Source organism: Ferrovibrio sp., from assembly GCF_017994015.1.
Classification (GTDB): Bacteria; Pseudomonadota; Alphaproteobacteria; order Ferrovibrionales; family Ferrovibrionaceae; genus Ferrovibrio.
Window position 1 is genome coordinate 16,391 of sequence record NZ_JAGOLP010000016.1, and the last position, 23,666, is coordinate 40,056.

The 23,666-nt window shown below is 62.9% G+C and carries 22 protein-coding genes; 10 read left to right on the forward strand and 12 right to left on the reverse strand.

Annotated elements, in window-relative coordinates; genetic code table 11:
• The first annotated feature begins 12 nt into the window (after positions 1-12).
• Positions 13-1,005, forward strand: coding sequence for a fumarylacetoacetate hydrolase family protein (locus KBB36_RS10365; protein WP_290979844.1), 993 nt, complete (start codon positions 13-15; stop codon positions 1,003-1,005).
• Here the strand turns inward: KBB36_RS10365 and KBB36_RS10370 are convergent.
• The 5 genes from KBB36_RS10370 to KBB36_RS10390 all read right to left on the reverse strand — a co-directional run bounded on the left by KBB36_RS10370 (position 998) and on the right by KBB36_RS10390 (position 7,454).
• Complete coding sequence (locus tag KBB36_RS10370) at positions 998-2,125, reverse strand: ABC transporter permease (protein WP_290979847.1); 1,128 nt, start codon at positions 2,123-2,125, stop codon at positions 998-1,000. The two genes, KBB36_RS10365 and KBB36_RS10370, sit on opposite strands and share 8 nt — an antisense overlap.
• Positions 2,126-4,900, reverse strand: coding sequence for a ribosome-associated ATPase/putative transporter RbbA (gene rbbA, locus KBB36_RS10375; protein ID WP_290979850.1), 2,775 nt, complete (start codon positions 4,898-4,900; stop codon positions 2,126-2,128).
• The gene (locus KBB36_RS10380; RefSeq protein ID WP_290979853.1) at positions 4,897-5,952 is read right to left on the reverse strand and encodes an efflux RND transporter periplasmic adaptor subunit; all 1,056 of its coding nucleotides are present in this window, start codon (positions 5,950-5,952) and stop codon (positions 4,897-4,899) included. Before KBB36_RS10380 ends, rbbA begins: the two co-directional genes overlap by 4 nt.
• Positions 5,953-6,045: 93 nt before the next feature.
• Complete coding sequence (locus tag KBB36_RS10385; RefSeq protein ID WP_290979855.1) at positions 6,046-6,615, reverse strand: hypothetical protein; 570 nt, start codon at positions 6,613-6,615, stop codon at positions 6,046-6,048.
• A 170-nt stretch (positions 6,616-6,785) separates the two neighbouring features.
• Complete coding sequence (locus KBB36_RS10390) at positions 6,786-7,454, reverse strand: MBL fold metallo-hydrolase (protein WP_290979858.1); 669 nt, start codon at positions 7,452-7,454, stop codon at positions 6,786-6,788.
• A gap of 163 nt (positions 7,455-7,617) precedes the next feature.
• Here KBB36_RS10390 and aroQ point away from each other — a divergent pair, with 163 nt between their 5' ends.
• From aroQ to KBB36_RS10415, 5 genes are read left to right on the forward strand one after another with little or no spacing between them, the layout of a single operon-like run.
• The gene (aroQ, locus tag KBB36_RS10395; protein WP_290979861.1) at positions 7,618-8,103 is read left to right on the forward strand and encodes a type II 3-dehydroquinate dehydratase; all 486 of its coding nucleotides are present in this window, start codon (positions 7,618-7,620) and stop codon (positions 8,101-8,103) included.
• A 26-nt stretch (positions 8,104-8,129) separates the two neighbouring features.
• On the forward strand, positions 8,130-8,615 hold the full coding sequence (gene accB / locus KBB36_RS10400; protein ID WP_290979864.1) for an acetyl-CoA carboxylase biotin carboxyl carrier protein: 486 nt from the start codon (positions 8,130-8,132) through the stop codon (positions 8,613-8,615).
• A 17-nt stretch (positions 8,616-8,632) separates the two neighbouring features.
• On the forward strand, positions 8,633-9,976 hold the full coding sequence (accC, locus tag KBB36_RS10405) for an acetyl-CoA carboxylase biotin carboxylase subunit (protein WP_290979867.1): 1,344 nt from the start codon (positions 8,633-8,635) through the stop codon (positions 9,974-9,976).
• A gap of 24 nt (positions 9,977-10,000) precedes the next feature.
• Positions 10,001-10,687 (forward strand): leucyl/phenylalanyl-tRNA--protein transferase, encoded by a 687-nt coding sequence (gene aat / locus KBB36_RS10410; RefSeq protein WP_290979870.1) that lies wholly within the window; start codon positions 10,001-10,003, stop codon positions 10,685-10,687.
• A complete protein-coding gene (locus KBB36_RS10415; protein WP_290979873.1) occupies positions 10,680-11,741 on the forward strand; it encodes a metal-dependent hydrolase in 1,062 nt (353 codons plus the stop codon). The genes aat and KBB36_RS10415 overlap by 8 nt, the downstream gene beginning before the upstream one ends.
• An 18-nt stretch (positions 11,742-11,759) precedes the next feature.
• Here KBB36_RS10415 and KBB36_RS10420 read toward each other — a convergent pair whose 3' ends face one another.
• The 4 genes from KBB36_RS10420 to KBB36_RS10435 form a co-directional block, all read right to left on the reverse strand.
• Positions 11,760-12,203: a DUF2155 domain-containing protein gene (locus tag KBB36_RS10420; protein ID WP_290979876.1), complete on the reverse strand. Its 444-nt coding sequence runs from the start codon at positions 12,201-12,203 to the stop codon at positions 11,760-11,762.
• Positions 12,204-12,209: 6 nt separating this feature from the next.
• Positions 12,210-12,686: an outer membrane lipid asymmetry maintenance protein MlaD gene (gene mlaD, locus KBB36_RS10425; protein WP_290979879.1), complete on the reverse strand. Its 477-nt coding sequence runs from the start codon at positions 12,684-12,686 to the stop codon at positions 12,210-12,212.
• A 12-nt stretch (positions 12,687-12,698) separates the two neighbouring features.
• On the reverse strand, positions 12,699-13,034 hold the full coding sequence (locus KBB36_RS10430) for an NADH:ubiquinone oxidoreductase subunit NDUFA12 (RefSeq protein WP_290979882.1): 336 nt from the start codon (positions 13,032-13,034) through the stop codon (positions 12,699-12,701).
• An 88-nt stretch (positions 13,035-13,122) separates the two neighbouring features.
• Positions 13,123-13,599, reverse strand: coding sequence for a hypothetical protein (locus KBB36_RS10435; protein WP_290979886.1), 477 nt, complete (start codon positions 13,597-13,599; stop codon positions 13,123-13,125).
• 286 nt (positions 13,600-13,885) lie between these two features.
• Here KBB36_RS10435 and KBB36_RS10440 point away from each other — a divergent pair, with 286 nt between their 5' ends.
• Genes KBB36_RS10440 through KBB36_RS10450 form a run of 3 tightly spaced genes read left to right on the forward strand, consistent with a single transcriptional unit; the run spans position 13,886 to position 18,944 of the window.
• The gene (locus tag KBB36_RS10440) at positions 13,886-17,536 is read left to right on the forward strand and encodes a vitamin B12-dependent ribonucleotide reductase (RefSeq protein ID WP_290979889.1); all 3,651 of its coding nucleotides are present in this window, start codon (positions 13,886-13,888) and stop codon (positions 17,534-17,536) included.
• Entirely contained in the window at positions 17,527-17,964 is a 438-nt protein-coding gene (locus KBB36_RS10445) for a CAP domain-containing protein (protein ID WP_290979892.1), read from the forward strand. The genes KBB36_RS10440 and KBB36_RS10445 overlap by 10 nt, the downstream gene beginning before the upstream one ends.
• Before the next feature lie 44 nt (positions 17,965-18,008).
• Complete coding sequence (locus tag KBB36_RS10450) at positions 18,009-18,944, forward strand: pentapeptide repeat-containing protein (protein WP_290979895.1); 936 nt, start codon at positions 18,009-18,011, stop codon at positions 18,942-18,944.
• 3 nt (positions 18,945-18,947) lie between these two features.
• On the opposite strand, the gene KBB36_RS10455 is transcribed toward KBB36_RS10450, so the two are convergent.
• From KBB36_RS10455 to aspS, 3 genes are read right to left on the reverse strand one after another with little or no spacing between them, the layout of a single operon-like run.
• Positions 18,948-19,889: an alpha/beta hydrolase gene (locus tag KBB36_RS10455; RefSeq protein ID WP_290979898.1), complete on the reverse strand. Its 942-nt coding sequence runs from the start codon at positions 19,887-19,889 to the stop codon at positions 18,948-18,950.
• Positions 19,890-19,913: 24 nt separating this feature from the next.
• Complete coding sequence (locus KBB36_RS10460; protein WP_290979901.1) at positions 19,914-20,546, reverse strand: MarC family protein; 633 nt, start codon at positions 20,544-20,546, stop codon at positions 19,914-19,916.
• A gap of 25 nt (positions 20,547-20,571) precedes the next feature.
• Positions 20,572-22,356, reverse strand: a complete 1,785-nt coding sequence (aspS, locus tag KBB36_RS10465; RefSeq protein ID WP_290979904.1) for an aspartate--tRNA ligase — start codon at positions 22,354-22,356, stop codon at positions 20,572-20,574.
• Positions 22,357-22,494: 138 nt separating this feature from the next.
• Here aspS and rnd point away from each other — a divergent pair, with 138 nt between their 5' ends.
• Positions 22,495-23,664 (forward strand): ribonuclease D, encoded by a 1,170-nt coding sequence (gene rnd / locus KBB36_RS10470; protein ID WP_290979909.1) that lies wholly within the window; start codon positions 22,495-22,497, stop codon positions 23,662-23,664.
• Positions 23,665-23,666 lie beyond the last annotated feature (2 nt).

A 23,666-nucleotide genomic window follows, 5' to 3' on the forward strand; every position in this document is an offset into this window, starting at 1 on the left:
AGTTGATTGATTATGAAACTTGCATCGCTCAAGCATGGCCGCGATGGCCGCCTCTGTCTGGTCAGCCGCGACCTGGCCCATATGCTGCCGGTGGACAACCTGATCCCGACGCTGCAACTGGCACTCGATTCCTGGGTTGTTGCGGCGCCCAAGCTGCAAGCGGCCTATGACGCGCTGAATGCCGGCCAGGCCGGCGCCGCCCTGCCTTATGATCCCACCAAGCTGGCGGCGCCTTTGCCGCGTGCCTATCAATGGTGCGACGGCTCGGCTTATCTCAATCATGTGGAACTGGTGCGCAAGGCGCGCGGCGCGCAGATGCCGCCGGAATTCCTGCATGATCCGCTGATGTATCAGGGCGGCTCGGATGATTTCACCCCGCCCACCGCCGATATCCTGGTGGCCGATGAAGCCTATGGCATTGATCTTGAGGGCGAAGTGGCGGCCATCACCGATGATGTGCCGATGGGGATTTCACCCGCCGCCGCCGCCGGCCATATCAAGCTGCTGATGCTGGTGAATGATGTGTCTTTGCGCAACCTGATCCCGAACGAACTGGCCAAGGGTTTCGGCTTTTTCCACGGCAAGCCCGCCACCACTTTCTCGCCGCTGGCCGTGACCCCGGATGAACTGGGTGATGCCTGGCGCGACAACAAGATTCACCTGCCGCTGGTGAGCCATATCAATGGCGTGAAATTCGGCGCGCCGCAGGCCGGTGACGACATGCAGTTCAGCCTCGCCGACCTGATCGCCCATGCCGCCAAGACCCGCAACCTGCGCGCCGGCTGCATCGTCGGCTCCGGCACTGTATCCAACCGCGATGCCTCGCGCGGCTTTTCCTGCCTGGCGGAGATCCGCATGATCGAAACCATCAACGAGGGCAAACCGAAAACCCCGTTCATGAAATTCGGCGACCGCGTGCATATCGAAATGCTGGATAAAGCCGGCCGCAGCATCTTCGGCGCCATCGACCAGACGGTGGTAAAATATACGCCGCCGGCTAGTTGATCTGCGCCAGCATGCGCTTGAAGCGCAGCAGGGCTATCAGGAAATAGCCGACGCCAATACCAGCCAGACTGAGCAGGTAGGGCCAGGCTATTTCCAGCCCGGCGCCGCGATACAGCACGCCTTGCGAAAAGGCGACGAATTGTGTGGCAGGTGAAAGCTGCACGGCAATCTGCAGCCATCCCGGCATGCTTTCCAGCGGCGTGGTGCTGCCGGAAAGCAGGTTGAGCACGATCAGGATCGGCATCGAGAGCAAGCCGAATTGCGGCATCGAACCCGAGAAGGTTGCGATCAGGATGCCGAGCGCCGCCACTGAAAACATGTAGATCGTGGCGCCGAGGATGAACAGGCTGATCGAGCCAGCAATCGGAATGCCGAGCAGCCATTGCACCACCAGGCTGAGCGACAGGCTGGCGGCAACCAGAATGACCAGGCCGTTGGCCCAGATTTTCGCCAGCATGATTTCCAGCGGCGCCACCGGCATCACCAGCAGATGCTCCACCGTGCCATGCTCGCGCTCGCGGATCAGCGCCGCGCCGGTCAGGATCACCGCCAGGATGGTGATATTGTTGATCACCTGCATCACCGCCATGAACCAGGCCGACTGACCATTGGGATTGAAGCGGGCGCGCACCACCACATTGGCCGGCAGCGTCTTGGCCGCATCACTGCGGCCGAGCCAGGTCAAGATTTCAGTGCCGATGATACTGGTGAGATAGGTGGCGCCATTACCTGCCGTTGCCATCGCTGTGGCATCAATATTGATCTGCAAGGCCGGCCGACGACCGGCCAGCAAATCGGCCTCAAAACGTGGCGGGATTTCCAGCACGAAGACATAAGCGCCATCATCCATCACGCGGTCGATGGCATCGGCGGCAATCAGTTGCGGCGGCCGGAAATACGGCTCCTGTACCGCCTCGGCGATGCGCCGCGACAGGCCGGAACGATCCTCGTCCACAATCGCCACAGCGGCGCGTTCAACCTCGAACCGCACACCGGTGGACACCGAATAGACCGCCACGGTGAAGGTGTAGAGGATCAGCCCGATCAGGATCGGATCAGTGCGCAGGCTGCGCAATTCCTTGACGCCGAGATGCCAGATATTGCCAAGCGCCCGCAGCATCTAATCCTCCTGCTTGCGCATCGCCAGCACGGCGATAGCCAGAAACAGCACCGAGAATCCGGCCAGCATCAGCAGATCATGCCACAGGGCATTGAAACCAAGGCCCTTGGTGATGGTGCCGATACTGATCTGCTGAAACCAGGATGCCGGAAAGGCTAAGCCGAGCAGACGGCCGGAGCCGGTGAGTGAGGAGACCGGCACCAGCAGGCCGGAGAAATTCACCGCCGGAATGATGGTGATGATCGCGGTGGCGAAAATCGCCGCCACCTGGCTGCGAGTGAAAGAAGAAATCAGCACGCCGAAGCCGGTGGTGCCGCAAACATAGAGCAGCGCCCCCAGCACCAGCACCGCCAGCGATCCGCGGATCGGCACACCGAACACGGTCACGATCAGCAGCAGCAACGACACGAAGCTGAGCAGGGCGATACCGATATAAGGCAGCTGCTTGCCGAGCAGGAATTCCAGGCCGTTGACCGGGGCGGCGCGGAAATTGGCAATGGCGCCGGTTTCCTTCTCACGCACCACGCCCACCGCCGTCAGCATCGCCGGGATCAGCGCCAGCATCAGCATCAGAATGCCGGGCGCAATTGCATAGATGCTCTTGAATGCCTGATTGTAGCGGAAGCGGGTTTCGATGCCGATGGGCAGGATTTGCGGCGTGCTGCCATGGCGGCGGCGATATTGCTCGGCAGCATAGGCCAGCACCGTCGCCTCAATATAGCCGCGCGCCGTATCGGCGCGGAACGGCATGGCGCCATCCAGCCACACGGCAATTTCCGGCCGCCGGCCCTGCATCATATCCTGGCCAAAATTGGGTGGAATCTCTATCGCAATGGTGAGGCCGCCGCCGGCCAGGCGGCGATCCATTTCGGCCGCGCTGCCCAACGCGGCCTGTTCCTTGAAAATCGCGGTGCCGGCAAAACTCTCGGTGAAATCGCGGCTTTCGCGGGTCTGATCCTGGTCATAGACCGCATAGGTGAGATGCTCGACATCAAACGAGATGCCATAGCCGAAAGTGAGCATCAGAATCAGCGGCCCCAGCAGCGCAAAGGCCAGCCGCAGCGGGTCACGCAGGATTTCCGTCGCCTCGCGCCGTGCATAGGCCCAGGCCCGCCGCGGATCAAAACGCCGCCCGCCTTGGCTCGCCACATTCTGGTGCGGCGCATTCCCGACCGGCTCTGGTGCCGGATCTGGCACCGGAGCCGCTTCCGGCATCGCCGCCTTGAGGCAGGTGATGAAAGCCTCTTCCAGATTATGGCCACCATGCTGCACCGCCAGTTCACCGGGCGTACCCACTGCCAGCACCCTGCCGGCATGCATCAGCGACACCCGGTCGCAACGCTCGGCCTCATTCATGAAATGCGTTGAAAGGAAGATGGTCACACCATCGCGGCGCGACAATTCCTGCAAGTAATGCCAGAAGCTTTCGCGTGCCACCGGATCAACGCCGGAAGTCGGCTCGTCGAGGATCAGAATCTCCGGCGCATGCAGCACCGCCACGGCAAGTTGCAGCCGCTGCCGCACGCCGAGCGGCAAAGCTTCCGGCCGGGTATCGGCCACCGCCGCCAGATCGAAGCGCGCCAGCAATTCATCCAGGCGGGCCGCGATGCTTTGCGCCGGCAACCGAAACAGCTTGGCGTGCAAGGCCAGATTCTGCCACACGGTCAATTCGCTATAGAGCGAAAAACTCTGCGACATGTAGCCGACGCGGCGGCGCACTGCCATGTCGCTCGCCGCCAGCGGTTCGCCAAACAGCCGCACGCTGCCGGCACTGGCCGGCAGCAAACCGGTCAGCATCTTCATCGTGGTGGTCTTGCCGCAACCATTCGAGCCGAGAAAGCCGAATATCTCGCCGCGCCCGATGCGGAAGCTGACATTGTCGACGGCAGTGAAATCACCAAAGCGGCAGGTCAGGCCCTCAGCCTCGATGGCGGCAGCGCCGGCCACCGGCTGGTGCGGCGGCAAAGCCAACGGACGATAGCCATCGCGCTTGCCTTCCGGCAGCAGCGCCACGAAGGCGGCTTCCAATGTGCTCTGGCCGCTTTGCGCCTTGATCTCGGCCGGGCTGCCGCTGGCGGTGATCCGCCCGTCATCCAGCGCCGCGAGCCAGTCGAAACGCTCGGCCTCCTCCATATAGGCGGTGGCCACGATCACGCTCATGCCCGGGCGCTGGCGCCGCAGCCGGTCGATCAACTCCCAGAATTGCCGGCGCGACAGCGGATCAACGCCCGTGGTCGGCTCGTCCAGCAGCAGCAGGTCAGGATCGTGGATCAGCGCGCAGCACAAGCTCAGCTTCTGTTTCATGCCGCCGGAAAGCTTGCCAGCCGGGCGGTCAGGAAACGGGTCCAGCCCGGTGGCATGCAGCAGCATGTCGATGCGCGCCGTGCGCTCAGCCGCGCCCTGGCCAAACAGGCGGCCAAAAAAATCCAGATTCTCGCGCACGCTGAGCGTGGGATAGAGATTGCGCCCCAGGCCCTGCGGCATATAAGCCAGCCGCGCGCATGACCGGCGCCGATGCGCCGCGTCGCGCATGTCACCGCCCAAGGCCGAGACCTCGCCCTGCTGTATCCGCCGCACCCCCGCGATCAGTGACAGCAGAGTGGATTTACCCACGCCATCCGGGCCGATCAGGCCGCACATACGGCCGGCCGGTATCGCCAGCGCGATATCGGCCAGGGCAACCTTGGCGCCGAAGGCATGTCCCACGCCATGCAGCCTTACGGCGCAATCATCCCCTGCCCTTGCTGCTGCTGCGCCGGCTTCGAGCGGATTCATTGCGGCAGGTTTAGCGCCAGGTGTTCAGGCCACACCACGTCGCTGCGCGTGCGCACATAGCCGATGCCGCGGATGCCACTCTTGGCCAAGCCTTCATGGCGCTTGAGCAGATCGGCATCAATCCGCAGCTTGACCCGGAAGACCAGTTTTTCGCGCTCGTCCCTGGTCTCCACTGATTTGGGCGTGAATTGCGCATCACTGGCCACAAAACTCACCGTGGCCGGAATCACATAAGTGGGAAACGGGTCCAGCACCAGACGGGCATCGTCGCCGATATTCAGCCGGCCAGCTTCGCGGGCGGGCAGGAAAACCGTCATGTAGATATCCGACAGGTCAATCAGCGTTGCCAGCCGCGCCCCGGCCGCCACCACTTCGCCAGCCCGCACCAGCTTGTATTGCACCCGGCCATCACTGGGTGCCAGCAGCACGGTATCCTTCAGCACTGTCTTGAGCCGGTCCACATCGGCATTGGCGGCATCGATGGCGGCGCGCGCCTCTTCCACTGCTGCCAGCGCAGCGGTATGCGCCGCTTCGGCGGCGCGCAACTGGCTCTGGCGCTGGTCGCGCAGCTGATCAGTGCCAAAGCCGCGCTGCTGCAATGTGCTGGCGCGCTCCAACTCCTGCCGCGCCAAGGTGCGTTCGCTGACCCGCAATGCCACATTGGCCTGGGCCTGCTCGCGCAGCCGCTCGGCACGCCGCACCTGGGCTTCCGCGGCGCGCAACTGGGCTTCGATCTCGCTGGCATCCAGCCGTGCCACCACGCTGCCGGCGCGCACCATGGCGCCCTCTTCCACCAGCATTTCCGCCACCCGCCCGGGCAGCTTGCTGGCGATCTCAACATACTCCGCCTCCAGCCGGCCATTGGCGCTGGCAAAGCCGATTGGCAGCTTGGTGCCGCGCAGCTTGCGCAAGGCGGCGTCCAGCAGGTCGTTGGCCTGGGCCGGCCGGGTAAGATGCAGGGCCGGCTTGCTGGTGATCACGGTAAAGTCCGGCAGCAATACAGCCGCCAGCAGGCCCAGAACCGGGCCGAGAATGAGGGTTTTCGCCTTCATGGCATAACTTTCCAAAATGAGGCGCCGTGGATGCCACCCCATCCGCATGCTGCAATGCAGCATGGCATAATCGGGTCTTACCGCATAGCTGGATCAGGCGCCGAAATCGACTCGCAGGCCAAGATTTGCGCCGCTGCTGCCGGCAGCGGCCGGCAGGCTGGGTGCCACGGCCGGGCTGGCGACCGGGGCAATGCCGGAACCAATGCCTGGGCCAAGGGCTGGGAAATTCTGCCTTGGCTCAGGCCGCAGCGGGTTTTCCCGCGCCGGATCACGGGCAACGGCATCGCGGCCATTGCGATTCTGGCGCCGTTCATCGCTATCGCTGCGCTCAGCCTTGCGCTCTTCTGGCCTGCGCTCGTCTTCAGCGCTGCCGGCAGCACCGGGCACCAGCACTTGCAGGTTCGGCACGCTGGGCGGCGGCGTGCCGAGAGCGATCAGCGGTTGCAGCGACTGGGCGGCACTGGCATAGGCCTGCGCCGCCCGGCTGGCATCATCGGCGCGGCTCTGGTCTGTACGGCTCTGGCCGGTTTCACTCTCGGGCGCCACCTGAGACCGCAACGCACTATCCTGTAGGTTGGCTAGTGTGGCGCTGCTCAAGGTGGGGGCATTGAAACGCAGAATCGCGGATGCCCGCTGCTGCGCCTGCTGCTCAGGCGAGGACAACGGGGACGGCAGGACCAAATTCTGTTGGGCCAGATTGCGCGCCGCGGCTGAGCCAGGAAAGACTGCGGGCAGATATCTGCCCGAAACCGACTGCACCATGGTTAATATTTACCATGTTTGGCGCCGGCACGCACGTTAAAAAGGGTAAATAAGCCTTTAACAACTAAGGGTTAGTCAAGGCCAAGGGCAATATCGGAGACAAACGGGTTGCTTTTGCGCTCGGCGCCGAAGGTGGAAAGCGGGCCATGGCCGGGTACAAAGGTGATGTCGTCGCCGAGCGGAAACAGCCGTTCGCGGATCGAGCGGATCAGGTCTTCGTGGTTGCCGCGCGGAAAATCCGTGCGGCCAATCGAGCCACGGAACAACACGTCGCCCACCAGCGCCACGCGGCTAGGGCCATGCACAAACACCACATGGCCCGGCGTGTGGCCCGGGCAGTGATACACGTCCAACGTCAGGTTGCCGAGGGTGACGCTATCGCCCTGCTGCAACCAGCGATCCGGGGTGAAGGCACGGCTGGGCGGAAAACCATATTGCTGCGCCGCCTGCGGCATGCCGTCGATCCAGAATTTATCGTCCTGCTGCGGCCCCTCGATTGGCAGGTTGAGCTGTTCGGCCAGCTGCATCACCGCGCCGGCATGGTCGAGATGACCATGCGTCACCAGCAGCTTTTCCAGCGTCACGCCGTGTTTTTTCACCGCCGCCAGCAGCTTTTCCGGCTCGCCGCCGGCATCCACCAGAGCCCCGCGCATGGTGGCGGTACACCATAATAGGCTGCAATTCTGCTGAAAGGGTGTAACAGGCAGAATTTCGATCTGGAGCGGCGGCTTGGTCGTCATGGCCGGGTTATCGCAAATCTGCGGCCTTGTTGCCACCCCCGGCACACCCCATCTACCCGTGCAGAGGCCAACCCCTGCCCGCCGATACCCTCCCGGTAGTTGCCCTGGCGGGGCGGAATGGTGTAGGCCAATCCTTCGGATTTCACCCCAGGAGCCAGAGCCGATGGCGCAGACAGGCAAAACCACGGGCAGCGGGCGCGGCAAGGCAGCAGCCAAGCCGCTGATCTTTGTGCTGAATGGCCCGAACCTGAATCTGCTCGGCGTGCGCCAGCCGGAAATTTATGGCCGCGACACGCTGGATGATGTGGAAACGCTGTGCCGTTTCACCGCCGACCGGCTCGGCCTGGATTTGGATTTCCGCCAGACCAACCATGAAGGTGTGCTGATCGATTCGATCCAGGAGGCGCGCCTCAAGGCGGCCGGGATCGTCATCAATGCCGGCGCCTTCACCCATACCTCGGTGGCCATGCTCGACGCGCTGAATGCGGTCGACAAGCCGGTGATCGAGGTGCATCTCTCCAATATCTTCAAGCGCGAAGCCTTTCGGCATCATTCCTATGTGTCGCCCGCCGCGCGCGGCGGCATCTTCGGCCTCGGCCCCAAGGGTTATGCCCTGGCGCTGGAAGCGCTTGCCGATATCATTGCCTGAGCTATAGCAAAAAAGAGGATTCCAGGATGGCGTCGACGCCTGCCAAGGACAAAAAGGATAGCCGCATCGACCAGCAGATGATCCGCGATCTGGCGGGTCTGCTGAACGAAACCGGCCTGACCGAGATCGAATGGAATGAAGGCTCGCTGAAAGTGCGTGTGGCCAAAACCGCGCCAGCCGTGAGTGCCCCGGTTTATGCCGCTGCACCGGCCGCCCCTGCCATTGGCGCCGCTTTGCCTGCCGGCGCCAGCGCAGGCGCCGATGATGCCGCCAGCCATCCCGGCGCGGTGAAGTCGCCGATGGTCGGCACGGTTTATGTGTCGCCAGACCCCAATTCAGCGCCCTTCGTCAGCGTTGGCAGCGTGGTCAATGCCGGCCAGACCCTGCTGATCGTGGAAGCGATGAAAACCATGAATCCGATCACCGCGCCCAAGGGCGGCCGGGTGGCCCGGATCCTGATCGAGAACCAGCAGCCTGTCGAATTCGGCCAGGTTCTGCTGGTGATCGAATAAGCCGGCCGGATCGCCCGATGTTCGACAAAGTGCTGATCGCCAATCGCGGCGAGATTGCCTTGCGCATCCATCGCGCCTGCAAGGAAATGGGCATCCATACCGTGGCGGTGCATTCCACCGCCGATGCCGATGCCATGCATGTGCGGATCGCCGATGAATCCGTCTGCATCGGGCCGCCGCCTTCCGGCCAGAGCTACCTCAATATCCCGGCGATCATTTCGGCTGCCGAAATCACCGGCGCCGATGCCATCCATCCGGGTTATGGCTTCCTGTCGGAAAACGCCAAATTCGCCGAGATCGTTGAGGCGCATGGCATCACCTTCATCGGCCCGACGCCCGAACATATCCGCCTGATGGGCGACAAGATCGCCGCCAAGGAAGCCGCCAAAGCGCTGGGTATTCCCTGCGTGCCGGGTTCGGATGGCGCCATCGCGGATGAAATCGAAGGCCGCAAGCTGGCTGACAGCATGGGCTACCCGGTGCTGATCAAGGCCACCGCCGGCGGCGGCGGGCGCGGCATGAAAGTGGTGCGCAGCCCTGAGGAATTCGGCCCCGCCCTGGCCCAGGCCAAGGCAGAGGCGCGCGCCGCCTTCGGCAATGACGCGGTGTATGTCGAGAAATACCTGACCCGGCCGCGCCATATCGAAATGCAGATTTTTGGCGACAGCCATGGCAATGCCGTGCATCTCGGCGAGCGTGACTGCTCGTTGCAGCGGCGCCACCAGAAGGTGCTGGAAGAAGCCCGTTCGCCGGCCTTGAACGACGATCAGCGCAATCATATCGGCGCCATCGCCGCCAATGCCATCGCCAAGCTGGGCTATCGCGGCGCCGGCACCATCGAATTCCTGTTCGAGAATGGGCAATTCTATTTCATCGAGATGAATACCCGCCTCCAGGTGGAGCATCCAGTGACCGAGATGATCACTGGGCTTGATCTGGTGCGCGAGCAGATCCGCATCGCCGCCGGTGCGCCGCTGGGCTATACCCAGGACGACATCAAGTTCAACGGCCATGCCATCGAATGCCGGATCAACGCCGAAAATCCGCGCACCTTTGCGCCTTCGCCCGGCCGTGTCACCGATTACCATGTGCCGGGTGGCCTGGGCGTGCGGGTTGATAGCGCGCTTTACACCGGCTACCAAATTCCGCCGCATTACGACAGCCTGATCGGCAAGCTGATCGTGCATGGCACCAGCCGCAACGAATGCCTGATGCGGCTGCGTCGCTCGCTGGAGGAATATGTCATCGGCGGGCTGGAAACCACCATCCCGCTGCATCTGGCGCTGATCCGCGACCCGGATTTTGTCAATGGCGCCTATGACATCCACTGGCTGGAGGAGTTCATCGCCCGCCAGGGCTAGGCCGAGCGCGCAGGTCATCGGAACATGCCGCAGAACCCGGAACCGCTGACCACCGACCTGCTGCTGCATGCCTATGCCAGCGGCTATTTTCCGATGGCCGACAGCGCCGACGATCCGGGTTATTACTGGGTATACCCTGAGCGGCGCGGCGTGATCCCGCTGGATCATTTCCACCTGCCGCGTTCGCTGGCCAAGACATTACGGCGCGGCCCGTTCCGGGTGCGGGTGGATCATGATTTTCCGGCGGTGATTGCGGCCTGCGCCGAACCCTCGCCCGATCCGCTGGATATGCGGCGCAACACCTGGATCAACCAGCCGATCCGCGCGGCTTACATCGAACTGCATCGGCGCGGTTTTGCCCATAGCGTGGAATGCTACGATGTCGGCGACAGGCTGGTCGGCGGGCTTTATGGCGTGCGGCTGAATGGCGCCTTCTTTGGCGAGAGCATGTTCAGCCGCGCCACCGATGCTTCCAAGCTGGCGCTGGCCTATCTGGTGGCGCGGCTGCGGCTGGGCGGTTTCCTGCTGCTCGATACCCAGTTCCAAACCCCGCATCTGGCCCGCTTCGGCACCGAGGAGATTCCGCGCGCCGAGTATCTGCATCGCCTGCAGGCAGCGTTGGCGGTGCGGGCCGATTTCCGACGCATGGCGCCAGAGCCCGCGCCAGACGAAGTGCTGGCAGCCTTGCCCAAAAGGACATCGCATGGATAGCGTGACTCAGCTTTTGTTTGGCGGCGTGCTGGCAGCGGCCGGATTTCGCAAAAGCCTGGGGCGCCGCGCCGTGGCGGCCGGCGGGCTGATCGCCACCCTGCCCGATCTGGATGTGCTTTCCGGCCTGATCGGTCAGCCGAGCGTGGTGGATAGCTGGCAGCATCACCGCGCCATCAGCCATTCCTTTCCGGCCACGCTGGTTTATGGCGCCGCCATCGGCTGGCTGATCTGGAAAGCCGGCCGTCTGCGCCGCCCGCAGCTTGAAGCCGAGATGGATACGGCCCGACGCGGCCAGTGGATGTGGCTTGGCACCCTCTGCGCCGTCACCCATCCGATGCTCGACCTGTTCACCGCCTATGGCACACAATTGCTGGCGCCATTCAGCGATGTGCGTTTCGCCATCAACGCGATGCCGATTATCGATCCGCTCTATTCGCTGCCGCTGCTGCTGGTGTTTCTGTTTGCGCTGACCAGCCGACGACTGGCCGATGCAGCACAGCGCGCCGCGCAACTGGCCCTGGTCTATGTCTTTTTGTACACCACGATGGCCTGGGGCATCGGCCTGCATCTGGAGCAGCGCGCGCGCAACCAACTGGCAGCAAACGCACCCGGCGCGGCCATGGCGCGGATCAGCGCCTTTCCGGTGATTTTCCAGCCCTGGTGGCGCCGCATCGTTGTTGATCGGCCGGATGAAATCCTGATCGGCTTCGTTTCACCCTTAAGCGCCAAGCCCATTGCCTGGCAGCGTTTTCCACGCCTGCCGGCCAGCGCCGCGCTGGATGCCGTGCAAGCAAGCCATGAAGCCCAGGTCTTCCGCTGGTTTTCCAGCGATCATCTGCATTGGACGGTGCAGGCTTCTGGCGCCACAACCATCGTCGAAGCCCGCGACTACCGTTATGGCATGCCGGGCGAAAGCATTCTGGGTTTCTGGGGCCTGCGCTTCCGTGTTGATCCCGAGGGCAGGCTGAGCGGTACACCCGAAAGGCTATCCGAGCGGCCGGGCTTCACCTGGGCGGCGTTTGGCGCATTGCTGGATGGTGTTCGCGGTCGCTGAGATTAGAGCAAAACGTGCTCAGCGCGGCTTGGCGCGGCAATCCACCACCCACACATCATAGACCGGGTGTTCCAGCGGATTGAGCGCCGGGCTGGACGCAAACATCCAGCCGGCAAAACGCTGCACCGGGGTTTCGCCCGGGCGCTCTTCAACGATTTCAAGATAGGCCGCACTTTCCGGCGGATATTCCGGCGGCCGCTTGCGGCAGACACGCGGCGTTACCTTCAATGTGCCAAAGCCGATAGTCTGGTCGATCGCCACTTCGAAGGTGATGATACGGGCGGTGATCTTGTCCAACCCCTGCAACACTGCCAGCGGCATCGGATTGCTGGGCAGCGCATCATTGGGCGCCGCAAGCGACGGCGCCGGCTGCGCCGCTGCCGGCAAGGTCGCCCAGCTTAGCAGCATGCCGGCCAGCAGCCCGCAGGATAATGCCCGCCATGATGCCAGGGAGTGGCGCATGCCGTGTTACTGCGCCTTGGCCTTGTCGCCGCCACTGCTGGCGGTGGCGCTGAAAATCGCCTGGCCAATCAGGTCCATAAGGCTCACCGAACCCTGGGTGAATTTGATTTTCTCGCCCGCCTTCAGCATGGCATCGCTGCCGCCCGGCTCAATCGACAGGTAATTGCCGCCGAGCAGGCTTTCAGACGCGATCTTGGCCGCCGAATCATCCGGCAGCTTGTAGCGGCCATCCACCGTGAAGGTGACCACCGCATCATAAGTTTTGGGATCGAGCGTCTGCCCGGTGATGGTGCCGATCTTGATCCCCGAAAGCCGCACATCGCTGCCGATATTGAGGCCGTCGGCACGATTGAAATGCGCCTTCAATTCATAGCCGGTGACGCCGCCGCCAACCCCGGCGGTGCTATAGGCAAAAGCCAGGAAAAAGCCGGCCACGGCAAGCACCACGGCGCCAATCAGAGTTTCAACCAGATTACCTTGCATGTTCAGCCCCGCCTATTCGGGCCGCCAGGCTTCATAATCGCCGGTGGCCTTGGGGCGTTCGCCGCCGCCCTGGCCGGCCGGATGATACGCATAGGGCGTGCCGGTCAGATTCGGCAGATGCTCTTTTTCCCATTTATGGTGGGGCACGCCATCAACAGGCGCATCATCCACAGTGTGGTGCAGCCAGGCATGCCATTCCGGCGGCACTTTGGATGCTTCCGGCAGGCCGTTGAAGATCACCCAGCGCCGGCGGCCGCTGCGCTCGCGGAAATACTTGTTGCCGAAACTGTCGCTACCGACCGCCTCGCCTTTCCACCAAGTATAGAGCTTTGTGCCGAACAGACTCATGATCTTGCTTCCCCGCGCTGCTGGTGCGCCGAATTTCGGGCGGACTATGGCATCCGTTCGCAAAAGCGTAAAGCCCCTATAGGGCTATCTATTTCATCACCAGAAGGCCGATTTCGGTGGCAAATTCACGGCCTAATTCGGCCTGCGCGCTGCGCTCGAAGCCCGGATATTTGGTCATCACCTTTTCCAGGCCGGGCCGACCGGCAAAATCCTCGGCCCGCAGCAGGTCGCCGGCCTTCACATTACCGCCGCGGCCGACACTCAGCAGCGCCCGGCCCACCGCTGTGGCAATCAGCCGCTGGCCATCATCACTGGCAAAATAATCGTTCAAGGCCAGCAATTCGCTGCGGCTGTAATGCGCCAGCGCGGCATTGGCCACCGCGCCGCGGAAGCGCGCCCCTGCCCCCGGCGCCCGCTCGCGGAGTAGCCGGGCCTTCATCTGCTCTTCCTGCGTGCCCTGGGGCATGAATTGCAGATAAAGCTGCAAAATCGAATCGACGCGCTTTTCCAGACCCAGCGTGTCCATCAGCCGGTCGGCGGCCTGACGGGTCGCCTTGTCAGGCACCGCGGCCTGGGCCGCAGGCACAAAACCTGGGTCGCCCCCTGGGGTCCAGAGGGGAACAGCCAGGAACACTATCAGCAGCAGGGGAATGAAGCGGCGCATGGCGACAGAATAGCATGACCGGCAAGGCGAAAATATGGCGTTATCGTTCCAATAGCGGATTGACCCACGCCCGAGCCATCCCCTAGATTTAGGCCAAGCGAGCTGGCGGGCCACCAGATATAGTGTTTTGGTTGACCTCAAGTGCTTGATTCCGTGGACATATTTTCGAGTCGGGGAGCGTTACTGGATGCGCATTCAAAGGCATTTCACCAATCAGGGCGCCTCGGCTTATGACGGGATCGAATTCCGCCTCACCACCAGCGAAATCCGCAATCCGGATGGCTCTGTGGTGTTCCGGCTCGACAAACTGGAAGTGCCCGCCGGCTGGTCGCAGGTGGCCGCCGATGTGTTGGCGCAGAAATATTTCCGCCGCGCCGGGGTGCCGGCCGCGCTGAAGCCGGTGCAGGAACCGGATGTGCCGGCCTGGCTGTGGCGCCAGCAGCCGGACGATGCGGCGCTGGCCAAGCTGCCCGAAGCCGAACGCTTCGGCGAGGAAACCTCGGCCCGCCAGGTTTTTGACCGGCTGGCCGGCACCTGGACCTATTGGGGCTGGAAGGGCGGCTATTTCGATTCGGAAGACGATGCCCGCGCTTATTTCGATGAAATGCGCTACATGCTGGCGGCCCAGGTCGGCGCGCCGAATTCGCCGCAATGGTTCAACACCGGTCTGCATTGGGCCTATGGCATCGACGGCCCGGCCCAGGGCCATCATTATGTGGATTACCGCACCGGCGAATTGGTGAAATCCAGTTCGGCCTATGAGCATCCGCAGCCGCATGCCTGCTTCATCCAGTCGGTGGCCGACGACCTCGTGAACGAGGGCGGCATCATGGATTTGTGGACCCGCGAGGCGCGGCTGTTCAAATACGGCTCCGGCACCGGCTCGAATTTCTCGCGCGTGCGCGGCGAGAATGAAAAGCTGGCCGGCGGCGGCAAATCCTCCGGCCTGATGAGTTTCCTCAAGATCGGCGACCGCGCTGCCGGCGCGATCAAATCCGGCGGCACCACGCGCCGCGCCGCCAAGATGGTGATCTGCGACATCGACCATCCGGATATCGAAGCCTTCATCGACTGGAAGGTGATCGAGGAGCAGAAGGTGGCCGCTTTGGTGGCCGGCTCGAAACTGGCGCGGAAGCATCTCAATCTGGTGCTGAAAGCCTGCGGCGAAGGCACCGATCCGAAGCAGAATGCCGCCCTGCGCCGCGAAATCCGCGCCGCCCGCGCCGCGATGATTCCGGAAAACTATGTGCAGCGCGTGATCCAGTTCGCCCAGCAGGGCTATACCGAGATTGATTTCCGCGCCTATGACACGGATTGGGATGGCGAGGCTTATCTCACTGTCTCGGGGCAGAATTCCAACAATTCCGTGCGCGTGGGCGACGATTTCCTGCGCGCCGTGGAAATGGATGCAGATTGGACCCTGACCCGCCGCACCGATGGCAAGCCGGCCAAGACCCTGCCGGCCCGGGCTTTGTGGGACAAGATCGGCCAGGCCGCCTGGGCTTCGGCCGATCCCGGCCTGCAATATGACAGCACGATCAACGACTGGCATACCTGCCCCGAGGATGGCCGCATCAATGCGTCCAACCCCTGTTCCGAATACATGTTCCTGGACGATACGGCCTGCAACCTGGCCTCGCTGAACCTGATGTGCTTCCGTCGCGCCGATGGCCGCTTCGATGCCGATGGTTTTGCCCATGCCTGCCGATTGTGGACCATCACGCTGGAAATCAGCGTGCTGATGGCGCAATTCCCCAGCCGCGAGATTGCCAAGCTTTCGTATGAATTCCGCACCCTGGGCCTGGGTTATGCCAATCTCGGCGCCCTGTTGATGAGCTGCGGCCTGTCCTACGATTCGGATGCCGGCCGCGCCATGTGTGGCGCCATCACGGCGCTGATGACCGGCACTGCCTATGCCACGTCGGCCGAGATGGCGGCTGAACTGGGCGCCTTCCCCGGCCATGCCCGCAATGCCGAGGCGATGCTGCGGGTGATCCGCAACCATCGCCGCGCAGCTTTGGGCGAGCGTATCGGCTATGAGGCACTCAGCACCCTGCCGCTGCCGCTGGACGCGGCCAATTGCGCCGATGCCGACCTGCTGGCGGCGGCGCAGACCAGCTGGGATTGCGCCCTGGCGCTGGGCGAGCAATACGGTTTCCGCAATGCCCAGGTCAGTGTGATCGCGCCCACCGGCACTATCGGCCTGGTGATGGATTGCGACACCACCGGGATCGAGCCGGATTTCGCGCTGGTGAAATTCAAGAAGCTGGCCGGCGGCGGCTATTTCAAGATCATCAACCGCACCGTGCCGCTGGCCTTGCGCACGCTGGGCTACAGCGAAGGCGAAATCCGCGCCATCATCGACTATGCCGTGGGCCATGGCAGCCTGCGCGGCGCCCCGGGCGTCAACCATTCGGCATTGAAGGCCAAGGGTTTCACGCCGGAAGCCATTGCCAAGGTGGAAGCTGGCCTGCGCACCGCCTTCGACATCAAGTTCGTGATCAACCGCTTCACGCTCGGCACCGGCTTCTGCATCAACGCGCTCGGCATTTCGGAAGCGCGGCTGAATGCGCCGGATTTTGATCTGCTGACCGCGCTGGGTTTCAGCGCCGACGATATCGCCGCCGCCAATCTGCATTGCTGCGGCGCCATGACCCTGGAAGGCGCGCCCTATCTCAAGGACGAACACCTGCCGGTTTTTGATTGCGCCAATCCCTGCGGCAAGGAAGGCACCCGCTTCCTCTCGGCCGAAAGCCATATCCGCATGATGGCGGCGGCACAGCCCTTCATCACCGGCGCAATTTCCAAAACCATCAACATGCCCAACAGCGCCAGCGTGGAGGAATGCACCCAGGCCTATCTGGCGGCCTGGAAGCTGGGCTGCAAGGCGATTGCGCTCTACCGCGATGGTTCCAAGCTGAGCCAGCCTTTGCAATCGCAATTGCTGGATGATGCCAGCGATGCGGATGACGATGTGGTGGAGCGTATTGTGGAAGCGCCGGCCGCCGCACGCGCCCAGATTGTGGCCGAGCGCATCGTGGAGAAATATATCGCCGGCCGCCAGCGACTGCCGTTGCGCCGCAAGGGTTATACCCAGAAGGCCGTGGTGGGCGGGCATAAAGTGTATCTGCGCACCGGCGAATATGATGATGGCAAGATCGGCGAAATCTTCATCGACATGCACAAGGAAGGCGCCGCCTTCCGCAGCCTGATGAATAATTTCGCCATCGCCATTTCCATCGGCCTGCAATATGGCGTGCCGCTGGAGGAATTTGTTGATGCCTTCACCTTCACCCGCTTCGAGCCTTCAGGCATGGTGGAAGGCAACGATGTGATCAAGATGGCTACGTCGATCCTGGATTACGTGTTCCGCGAACTGGCGGTGAGCTATCTTGGCCGCACCGATCTGGCGCATGTGCAGCCCGAGGATCTGCTGCCGGATACGCTCGGCGGCAAGGAAGACCACACCACGGCACAGCCTGTCGCGGCCAAGACCACCGCCGCCGCAGTGGCTGCCGACATGCAACTGGCTTCCAATGGCTATATCCGCTCCAACCTCTACGTGCTGAAGCAGCAGGCTGGGGCGGTGGCGCAGATCGAGACCACGGCGCAATTACAGGCGACCGGCACCGATGGCCCTGGCCTCAATCTTGCGGCGGCGATCAATGTGCTGAGCCAGGAGCAGCCGGCCGGCGCCAGCCGCTCCAGCCGCATCATGGAAGCGCGCATGAAGGGCTATGAAGGCGATGCCTGCCCGGAATGCGGCAATTTCACCCTGCTGCGCAACGGCACCTGTATGAAATGCGATTCCTGCGGCGGCACCACGGGTTGCTCATAAGGCGCCTGCTGCTGCTCCTGGGCCTGCTGCTGGCGCAGCCGGCCCAGGCCGGAGAGGCTGACCTACTGCGCGCAGTGAATGCCGAACGGGCCAATCACGGCCTGGCGCTGCTGCAAGCCGATGCGCAATTGCGCCAGGCCGCCCAGGCCCATGCCGACGACCTGCCGCTCTGCGGCCGCCTGAGCCATGACGGCTGCGATGACAGCGACCTGCGCCAGCGCCTGCGCCGCGCCAGCTATGCTTTTGCCCAAGCTGCGGAGAATATCGCGCTCGGCACACCGGATGCTGCCGCCACGCTGGCGGCCTGGCTCAACAGCCCGGGCCATCGCGCCAACCTGCTGCGGCCCGATCTGCGTGAAGCCGGCCTTGGTCTGGGCCAGTTGAACGGGCAAATACTCTGGGTGCTGGTATTGGGCCGTCGGATTTGATCGGCGTTTACCAATCCGCAATCCGCTGCGTATAGTTAGGCACCATGACTGGTGCCTTCGAATACAACCCCTGCCCCGCCGACCTGCTGGATCGGCTGGAATCGCATTCGCGCTTCACGCTCTCAATCGGCACCTCGGTGAAGGTTGGCCGGCAGATGAAGCTGACCCGCACCGATCTCGGCTCCACCAAGCTGACAAGGCGCAACCTGCGCCGCGTGCAATTACAGCAATGCAAGCTGTTCTGCACCGACCTGCGCGGCGTGGATGCGGTGGAAGGCGAATTCAACGGCTGCGACATGACCGCCGCCGATCTTTCGGAAGGCAATTTTTCCCAGGCCATGATGCGCGGCGTCAACCTGAGCCGCGCCATCCTCAACGGCACGCGCTTTGATGGCGCCGATTTCCGCCCCTTCACACCGCCCGACAGCCTGAACGAAACCATGTCCAGCCGCATTGGCAGCGCCTCGGCGCGCGGCGCTTCCTTTGTGGCGGCAACGCTGAATGATACCGTGTTTGACAAGGCCAATTTGCAGGATGCCAATTTCGCCTATGCCAATATCAACGGCATGTCGCTGAAAGGTGCCGACCTGCGCGGCGCGGATTTCTCGATGGCCGACCTGCCGGGCGATTTCGGCGAGCAGATCATCGCCGCCGGCGGCAAGGTGCCCAAGGCATCCAAACCCGCCACCGTCTATCTGGCGCTGGAAAACCACGCCTCCTGGGTTGCCAGCGACGGCAAGGTGGGCAAACGCGCCGAACTGGGCGGCTGGAACCTGGTCGGCCTCAATCTCGATGGCGCCGAGCTTTCCGGCGCCGACCTGCGCAATGCCAACATGGCACGGTGCAGCTTGCGCGGCGCCCGGCTGATCTGCGCCGACCTGCGCGGCGCCAATCTCAGCGCCGCCGATATCAAGGACGCCGACTTTCGCGGCGCCATGCTCGATCAGGCCTACGGCTTCATGCCTGTTGGCAGTATGTGAGCCTCAGCCGGCGAAATCCGCCTTCAGCAGCGCGCCGATCTCCGCCAAAGCCTCGTTGGCCTGGGGCAGCACGCGGCCCATGGTGATGAAGCCGTGGATGCTGCCGGCGAATTCGCGGAAGGTCACTTCGTTGCCGGCCGCCTGCAAGGCCTTGGCATAGGCCTCGCCTTCATCGCGCAAAGGATCATGGCCGGCCACGATCACCAGGGCCGGCGGCAGGCCGGCCAGCGACGGCGCCTTGAGCGGCGAGGCGCGCCAGTCTTCGCGGTCCTGCGCACCATTGAGATACATGAGTTGAAACCAGGTCATGCTGCTATGGGTGAGCAGATAACCCTCGGCAAAGCTGCGATGCGACTGGGTGTCCATCACCATGTTGGTGGCCGGATAGATCAGCGCCTGGCGCTTCAGCGCCGGCCCGCCGGCATCGCGCGCCAGCAGGGCCACCACGGCGGCAAGGTTGCCGCCGGCACTATCGCCGCCCACCGCAACGCGGCTGGCATCGATATGCAATTCCTTGGCTTCCTCCACCACCCAGAGCAGGGCGGCAAAGGCATCATCCACGGCGGCGGGGAATTTATGCTCCGGCCCCATGCGGTAATCCACGCTGACCACGGCGCAGCCGGCAGTGTTGGCCAGGGTGCGGCACACCACATCATGGGTATCCAGGTCGCCCACTACCCAGCCGCCGCCATGATAAAACAGCAGCACCGGCAAAGCCTGCTTCTTGTCGGCACCCAGCGGCCGGTAATAACGCAGCGGAATCGGACCATGCGGGCCGGGTGCCGCCAGGTTGAGCGCCTTGGACACGTCGGGCGCATCCGGGGTCACCGCGGCGCGGGTTTCCTTATACAGCTTACGCGCCGCCTCGGCGCCGATGGCTTCAAAAGTCGGGCGGTTGGCAGCCGCAACCAGATCGAGCAAGCGCTGGGCTTCGGGATCAAGCATGTTGTTCTCACTTTGCATCAAGTGTCATTGCAAGCCGGGGAACAGGCCACGCAGGCCATTGGCAAAAATCTGCACCGCAACGGCGGCCAGCAGCAAGCCGAAAATGCGGTTGAGGATATTCAATCCGGTACGCCCCAGGCGCTGACCAATCGGCACCGCCAACCGCAGCACCACCCACACACCGCAGCATACCACGGCAATGCAGCCGATCACGATGGCTTCATGCACAAAGCCCTGGCCGCGCTGCATGGTGATGATAGTGGCTGAGATTGAGCCGGGGCCAACCAGCAAAGGCATGGCAATCGGCACCACGCCCACCGCATTGCGCGAGCCGGCTTCCTCGGCTTCTTCCGGGGTCTGGTGCTGCGGGCTCATCTGGGCGTTGACCATGCTCAGCGCCATCAGAAACAACACAATGCCGCCGCCAACCTGGAACGCAGCCAGGCTGGTGCCGAGCAGGCGCAGGATCAGATCGCCAGACAGCGCCGAGATCACCAGAACACCGAATACCGCAATCGAGGCAGTGCGCGCTGTGCCGGCCTTTTCGGCCTGCGAGCGGCCTTCCATCAGCAGCAGAAAAAGCGGGATCGCCGCGAATGGATCAAGGATGGAAAACAGGGTGACGGCGTAGCGGACATATTCGAGATGATCGAGCATCGCTGCGCCGCCCTTCCCCTGGCAGTTACTTGTTGTCTGCCTCCGGCAGAACACTGCGGATATGCAATTCGCGCAATTGCTTCGGCGTCACTTCGCTGGGGGCCTGCATCATCAGATCCTGCGCCTGCTGGTTCATCGGGAACAGGATCACTTCGCGGATATTCGGCTCGTCGGCAATCAGCATCACGATACGATCAATGCCCGGCGCGATGCCGCCATGCGGCGGGGCGCCATATTTGAACGCATTCAGCATGCCGCCGAATTTGCCTTCCACCACTTCTTTGCCATAACCGGCAATCTCGAAGGCGCGATACATGATCTCGGGCTTGTGGTTACGGATCGCGCCCGAGGAAAGCTCCACGCCGTTGCACACGATGTCATACTGGTAGGCCTTGATCTCCAGCGGGTCCATGCTGTTGAGCGCTTCCAGGCCGCCCTGAGGCATCGAGAACGGGTTATGCGAGAAATCCACCTTCTTCTCGTCCTCATTCCACTCGAACATCGGGAAATCGACGATCCAGCAGAATTTGAACACGCCCTTCTCGCAAATGCCGAGATCGTCGCCGATGCGGATGCGCGCCGCACCGGCCAGCTTGGCGGCTGCGGCTTCCTTGTCGCAAGCGAAGAACAGCGCATCGCCGTCTGTCACGCCGGCAAGCTGCTTCAGCATGGCAATCCGTTCGGCATTGAGGAATTTGGCAATCGGCCCCTTGGCCTCGCCATTTTCCAGGATGATGTAGCCCAGGCCGGCGGCGCCTTCCGAGCGCGCCCAGTCATTCAGCTTGTCGAAGAAGCTGCGTGGCCGTGAGCCGGCACCCGGCGCCGGAATCGCACGCACCACGGCGCCGTTTTCGATGGCGCGGGCAAACACGCCAAAGCCCGAACCGCGGAAGGCTTCGGTCACATCGGCCAGCACAATCGGGTTGCGCAGGTCGGGCTTGTCGACGCCATATTTCAGCATCGCCTCGCGATATGGAATGCGCGGGAATTGTGCCGGGCCGCAATCGCGGCCATTGGCGAATTCCTGGAACACACCATGGATCACCGGCTCCACGGCGGCAAATACGTCATCCTGCTCGACAAAGCTCATCTCAAGATCGAGCTGGTAGAATTCGCCAGGGCTACGATCCTTGCGCGCATCCTCGTCGCGGAAGCAGGGCGCGATCTGGAAATAGCGATCAAAGCCCGACACCATGATGAGCTGCTTGAATTGCTGCGGCGCCTGCGGCAGGGCATAGAACTTGCCCGGATGGATACGGCTCGGCACCAGGAAGTCGCGTGCGCCTTCCGGCGATGAAGCGGTCAGGATCGGGGTTTGAAATTCCATGAAACCCTGATCGATCATGCGGCGGCGGATCGACGAGATCACCTGGCTGCGCAGCACGATATTCTTGTGCAGCCGGTCGCGGCGCAGATCAAGGAAACGATATTTGAGGCGGATATCCTCGGGATATTCCTGCTCGCCAAACACCGGCATCGGCAATTCCTGGGCCTCGCCCAGAATTTCCACATCGCTTACCACCAGTTCAACACCGCCGGTGGGCAGATTGGCATTCACCGTCTCGGGCGAACGCGCCACCACCTTGCCGCTGACCGACACGACAAATTCCGAGCGCAGCTTTTCAAGCTGGGCGAAGGCGGCCGAGCCGCTTTCGGCGACGCATTGCGTAACGCCGAAATGGTCACGCAGATCAATGAACAGCAGGTTGCCATGGTCGCGGCGGCGATGCACCCAGCCGGCGAGCTTGACCGTTTCGCCGACTTGCTCGGCGCGCAATTGGCCACAATGATGGGTGCGGTAACGGGACATCGGAGAATCCTGGGCAAAATCGGTGAAAACGAACCGGAACAGTCGCGAAACGCCCACGAAAGTCAAGCGATTAGAACATGCATTTTCCCGCACAGCCGGGTTGGGGTTGCAGCGTGGGCGTGTTATGAGGGCCAGGATATGAACGCAAATCCGACTCCGATCACCACCACCGACGAACTTGCCCGTTTCTGCGCCTCGCTGGCCACAACGGAATTCGTCACTGTCGACACCGAATTCATGCGGGAAACCACCTTCTGGCCCAAAGTCTGCCTGATCCAGGTGGCCGGCCCGGAAGAAGCCCGGGTGATTGACCCGCTGGCCGATGGGCTTGATCTGGCGCCACTTTTTGAATTGTTCAGCAATCAGAATGTTCTGAAAGTGTTCCATGCGGCGCGGCAGGATCTGGAAATTTTTGTGCGCCAGGCCGGCGCCGTGCCGATGCCGCTATTCGATACCCAGGTGGCGGCCATGGTCTGTGGCTTCGGCGACCAGGTTTCCTATGAAAATCTCGCCAGCAAGCTGGCCAATGCGCAGATCGACAAAAGCTCGCGTTTCACCGACTGGGCGCGCCGCCCGCTGACGCCAAAGCAGATACTCTATGCGCTGTCGGACGTGACGCATCTGCGCGTCTGCTACGAAAAGCTGAGCCAGCGGCTGCAAAAGAGTGGCCGGGCAAGCTGGCTGGATGCCGAGATGGCAACGCTGAACGATCCCGCCACCTATGACCTGCCGCCGATGGAAGCCTGGCGCCGGCTCAAGCCGCGCGTCACCCGGCCGGAATACCTGGCCGTGCTGCAAGCCGTGGCGGCCTGGCGCGAATTGGAAGCGCGCCAGCGCGACATCCCGCGCCAGCGTATCCTGCGCGACGAGGCGGCGATGGAAATCGCCGCGCATCCACCGAAGAATGCCGAGGATATTGGCCATATCCGTGGCCTCTCCAAAGGTTTTGCCGAGGGCAAGATGGGCCAGGGCCTGCTGGCCGCCATCACTGCCCGGCTGGAAGAGCCGCGCGAAAGCTGGCCGCAGATCGAGCGCGAGGCGGATTTGCCGCGCGGCATCGGCCCGATTGTGGAATTGCTGAAAGTGCTGCTGAAGCAGAAATGCGACGAGCATGACGTGGCACAGAAGCTGGTTGCCTCATCGTCCGATCTCGACAGGATCGCCGCCGATGACAATGCCGATGTGGCCGCCCTGCAAGGCTGGCGCCGTGAATTGTTTGGCAATGATGCGCTGCGCCTCAAGCGCGGCGAAGTGGCGCTGGCCGTGAACGGCAACCGCATCAAGCTGGTGGAATTGAACAAGGGCTGAAA

Bases quoted from the DNA above. Each gene is read 5' to 3' on its own strand.
- KBB36_RS10415 (WP_290979873.1), top strand. From the start codon at position 10,680: ATGGATAGCGTGACTCAGCTTTTGTTTGGCGGCGTGCTGGCAGCGGCC.
- KBB36_RS10460 (WP_290979901.1), bottom strand. From the start codon at position 20,546: ATGCTCGATCATCTCGAATATGTCCGCTACGCCGTCACCCTGTTTTCC.
- KBB36_RS10365 (WP_290979844.1), top strand. From the start codon at position 13: ATGAAACTTGCATCGCTCAAGCATGGCCGCGATGGCCGCCTCTGTCTG.
- aspS (WP_290979904.1), bottom strand. From the start codon at position 22,356: ATGTCCCGTTACCGCACCCATCATTGTGGCCAATTGCGCGCCGAGCAA.
- KBB36_RS10380 (WP_290979853.1), bottom strand. From the start codon at position 5,952: ATGAAGGCGAAAACCCTCATTCTCGGCCCGGTTCTGGGCCTGCTGGCG.
- KBB36_RS10420 (WP_290979876.1), bottom strand. From the start codon at position 12,203: ATGCGCCACTCCCTGGCATCATGGCGGGCATTATCCTGCGGGCTGCTG.
- accC (WP_290979867.1), top strand. From the start codon at position 8,633: ATGTTCGACAAAGTGCTGATCGCCAATCGCGGCGAGATTGCCTTGCGC.
- rbbA (WP_290979850.1), bottom strand. From the start codon at position 4,900: ATGAATCCGCTCGAAGCCGGCGCAGCAGCAGCAAGGGCAGGGGATGAT.
- KBB36_RS10440 (WP_290979889.1), top strand. From the start codon at position 13,886: ATGCGCATTCAAAGGCATTTCACCAATCAGGGCGCCTCGGCTTATGAC.
- KBB36_RS10455 (WP_290979898.1), bottom strand. From the start codon at position 19,889: ATGCTTGATCCCGAAGCCCAGCGCTTGCTCGATCTGGTTGCGGCTGCC.
- mlaD (WP_290979879.1), bottom strand. From the start codon at position 12,686: ATGCAAGGTAATCTGGTTGAAACTCTGATTGGCGCCGTGGTGCTTGCC.
- aat (WP_290979870.1), top strand. From the start codon at position 10,001: ATGCCGCAGAACCCGGAACCGCTGACCACCGACCTGCTGCTGCATGCC.
- KBB36_RS10430 (WP_290979882.1), bottom strand. From the start codon at position 13,034: ATGAGTCTGTTCGGCACAAAGCTCTATACTTGGTGGAAAGGCGAGGCG.
- aroQ (WP_290979861.1), top strand. From the start codon at position 7,618: ATGGCGCAGACAGGCAAAACCACGGGCAGCGGGCGCGGCAAGGCAGCA.
- KBB36_RS10370 (WP_290979847.1), bottom strand. From the start codon at position 2,125: ATGCTGCGGGCGCTTGGCAATATCTGGCATCTCGGCGTCAAGGAATTG.
- accB (WP_290979864.1), top strand. From the start codon at position 8,130: ATGGCGTCGACGCCTGCCAAGGACAAAAAGGATAGCCGCATCGACCAG.
- KBB36_RS10390 (WP_290979858.1), bottom strand. From the start codon at position 7,454: ATGACGACCAAGCCGCCGCTCCAGATCGAAATTCTGCCTGTTACACCC.
- KBB36_RS10450 (WP_290979895.1), top strand. From the start codon at position 18,009: ATGACTGGTGCCTTCGAATACAACCCCTGCCCCGCCGACCTGCTGGAT.
- rnd (WP_290979909.1), top strand. From the start codon at position 22,495: ATGAACGCAAATCCGACTCCGATCACCACCACCGACGAACTTGCCCGT.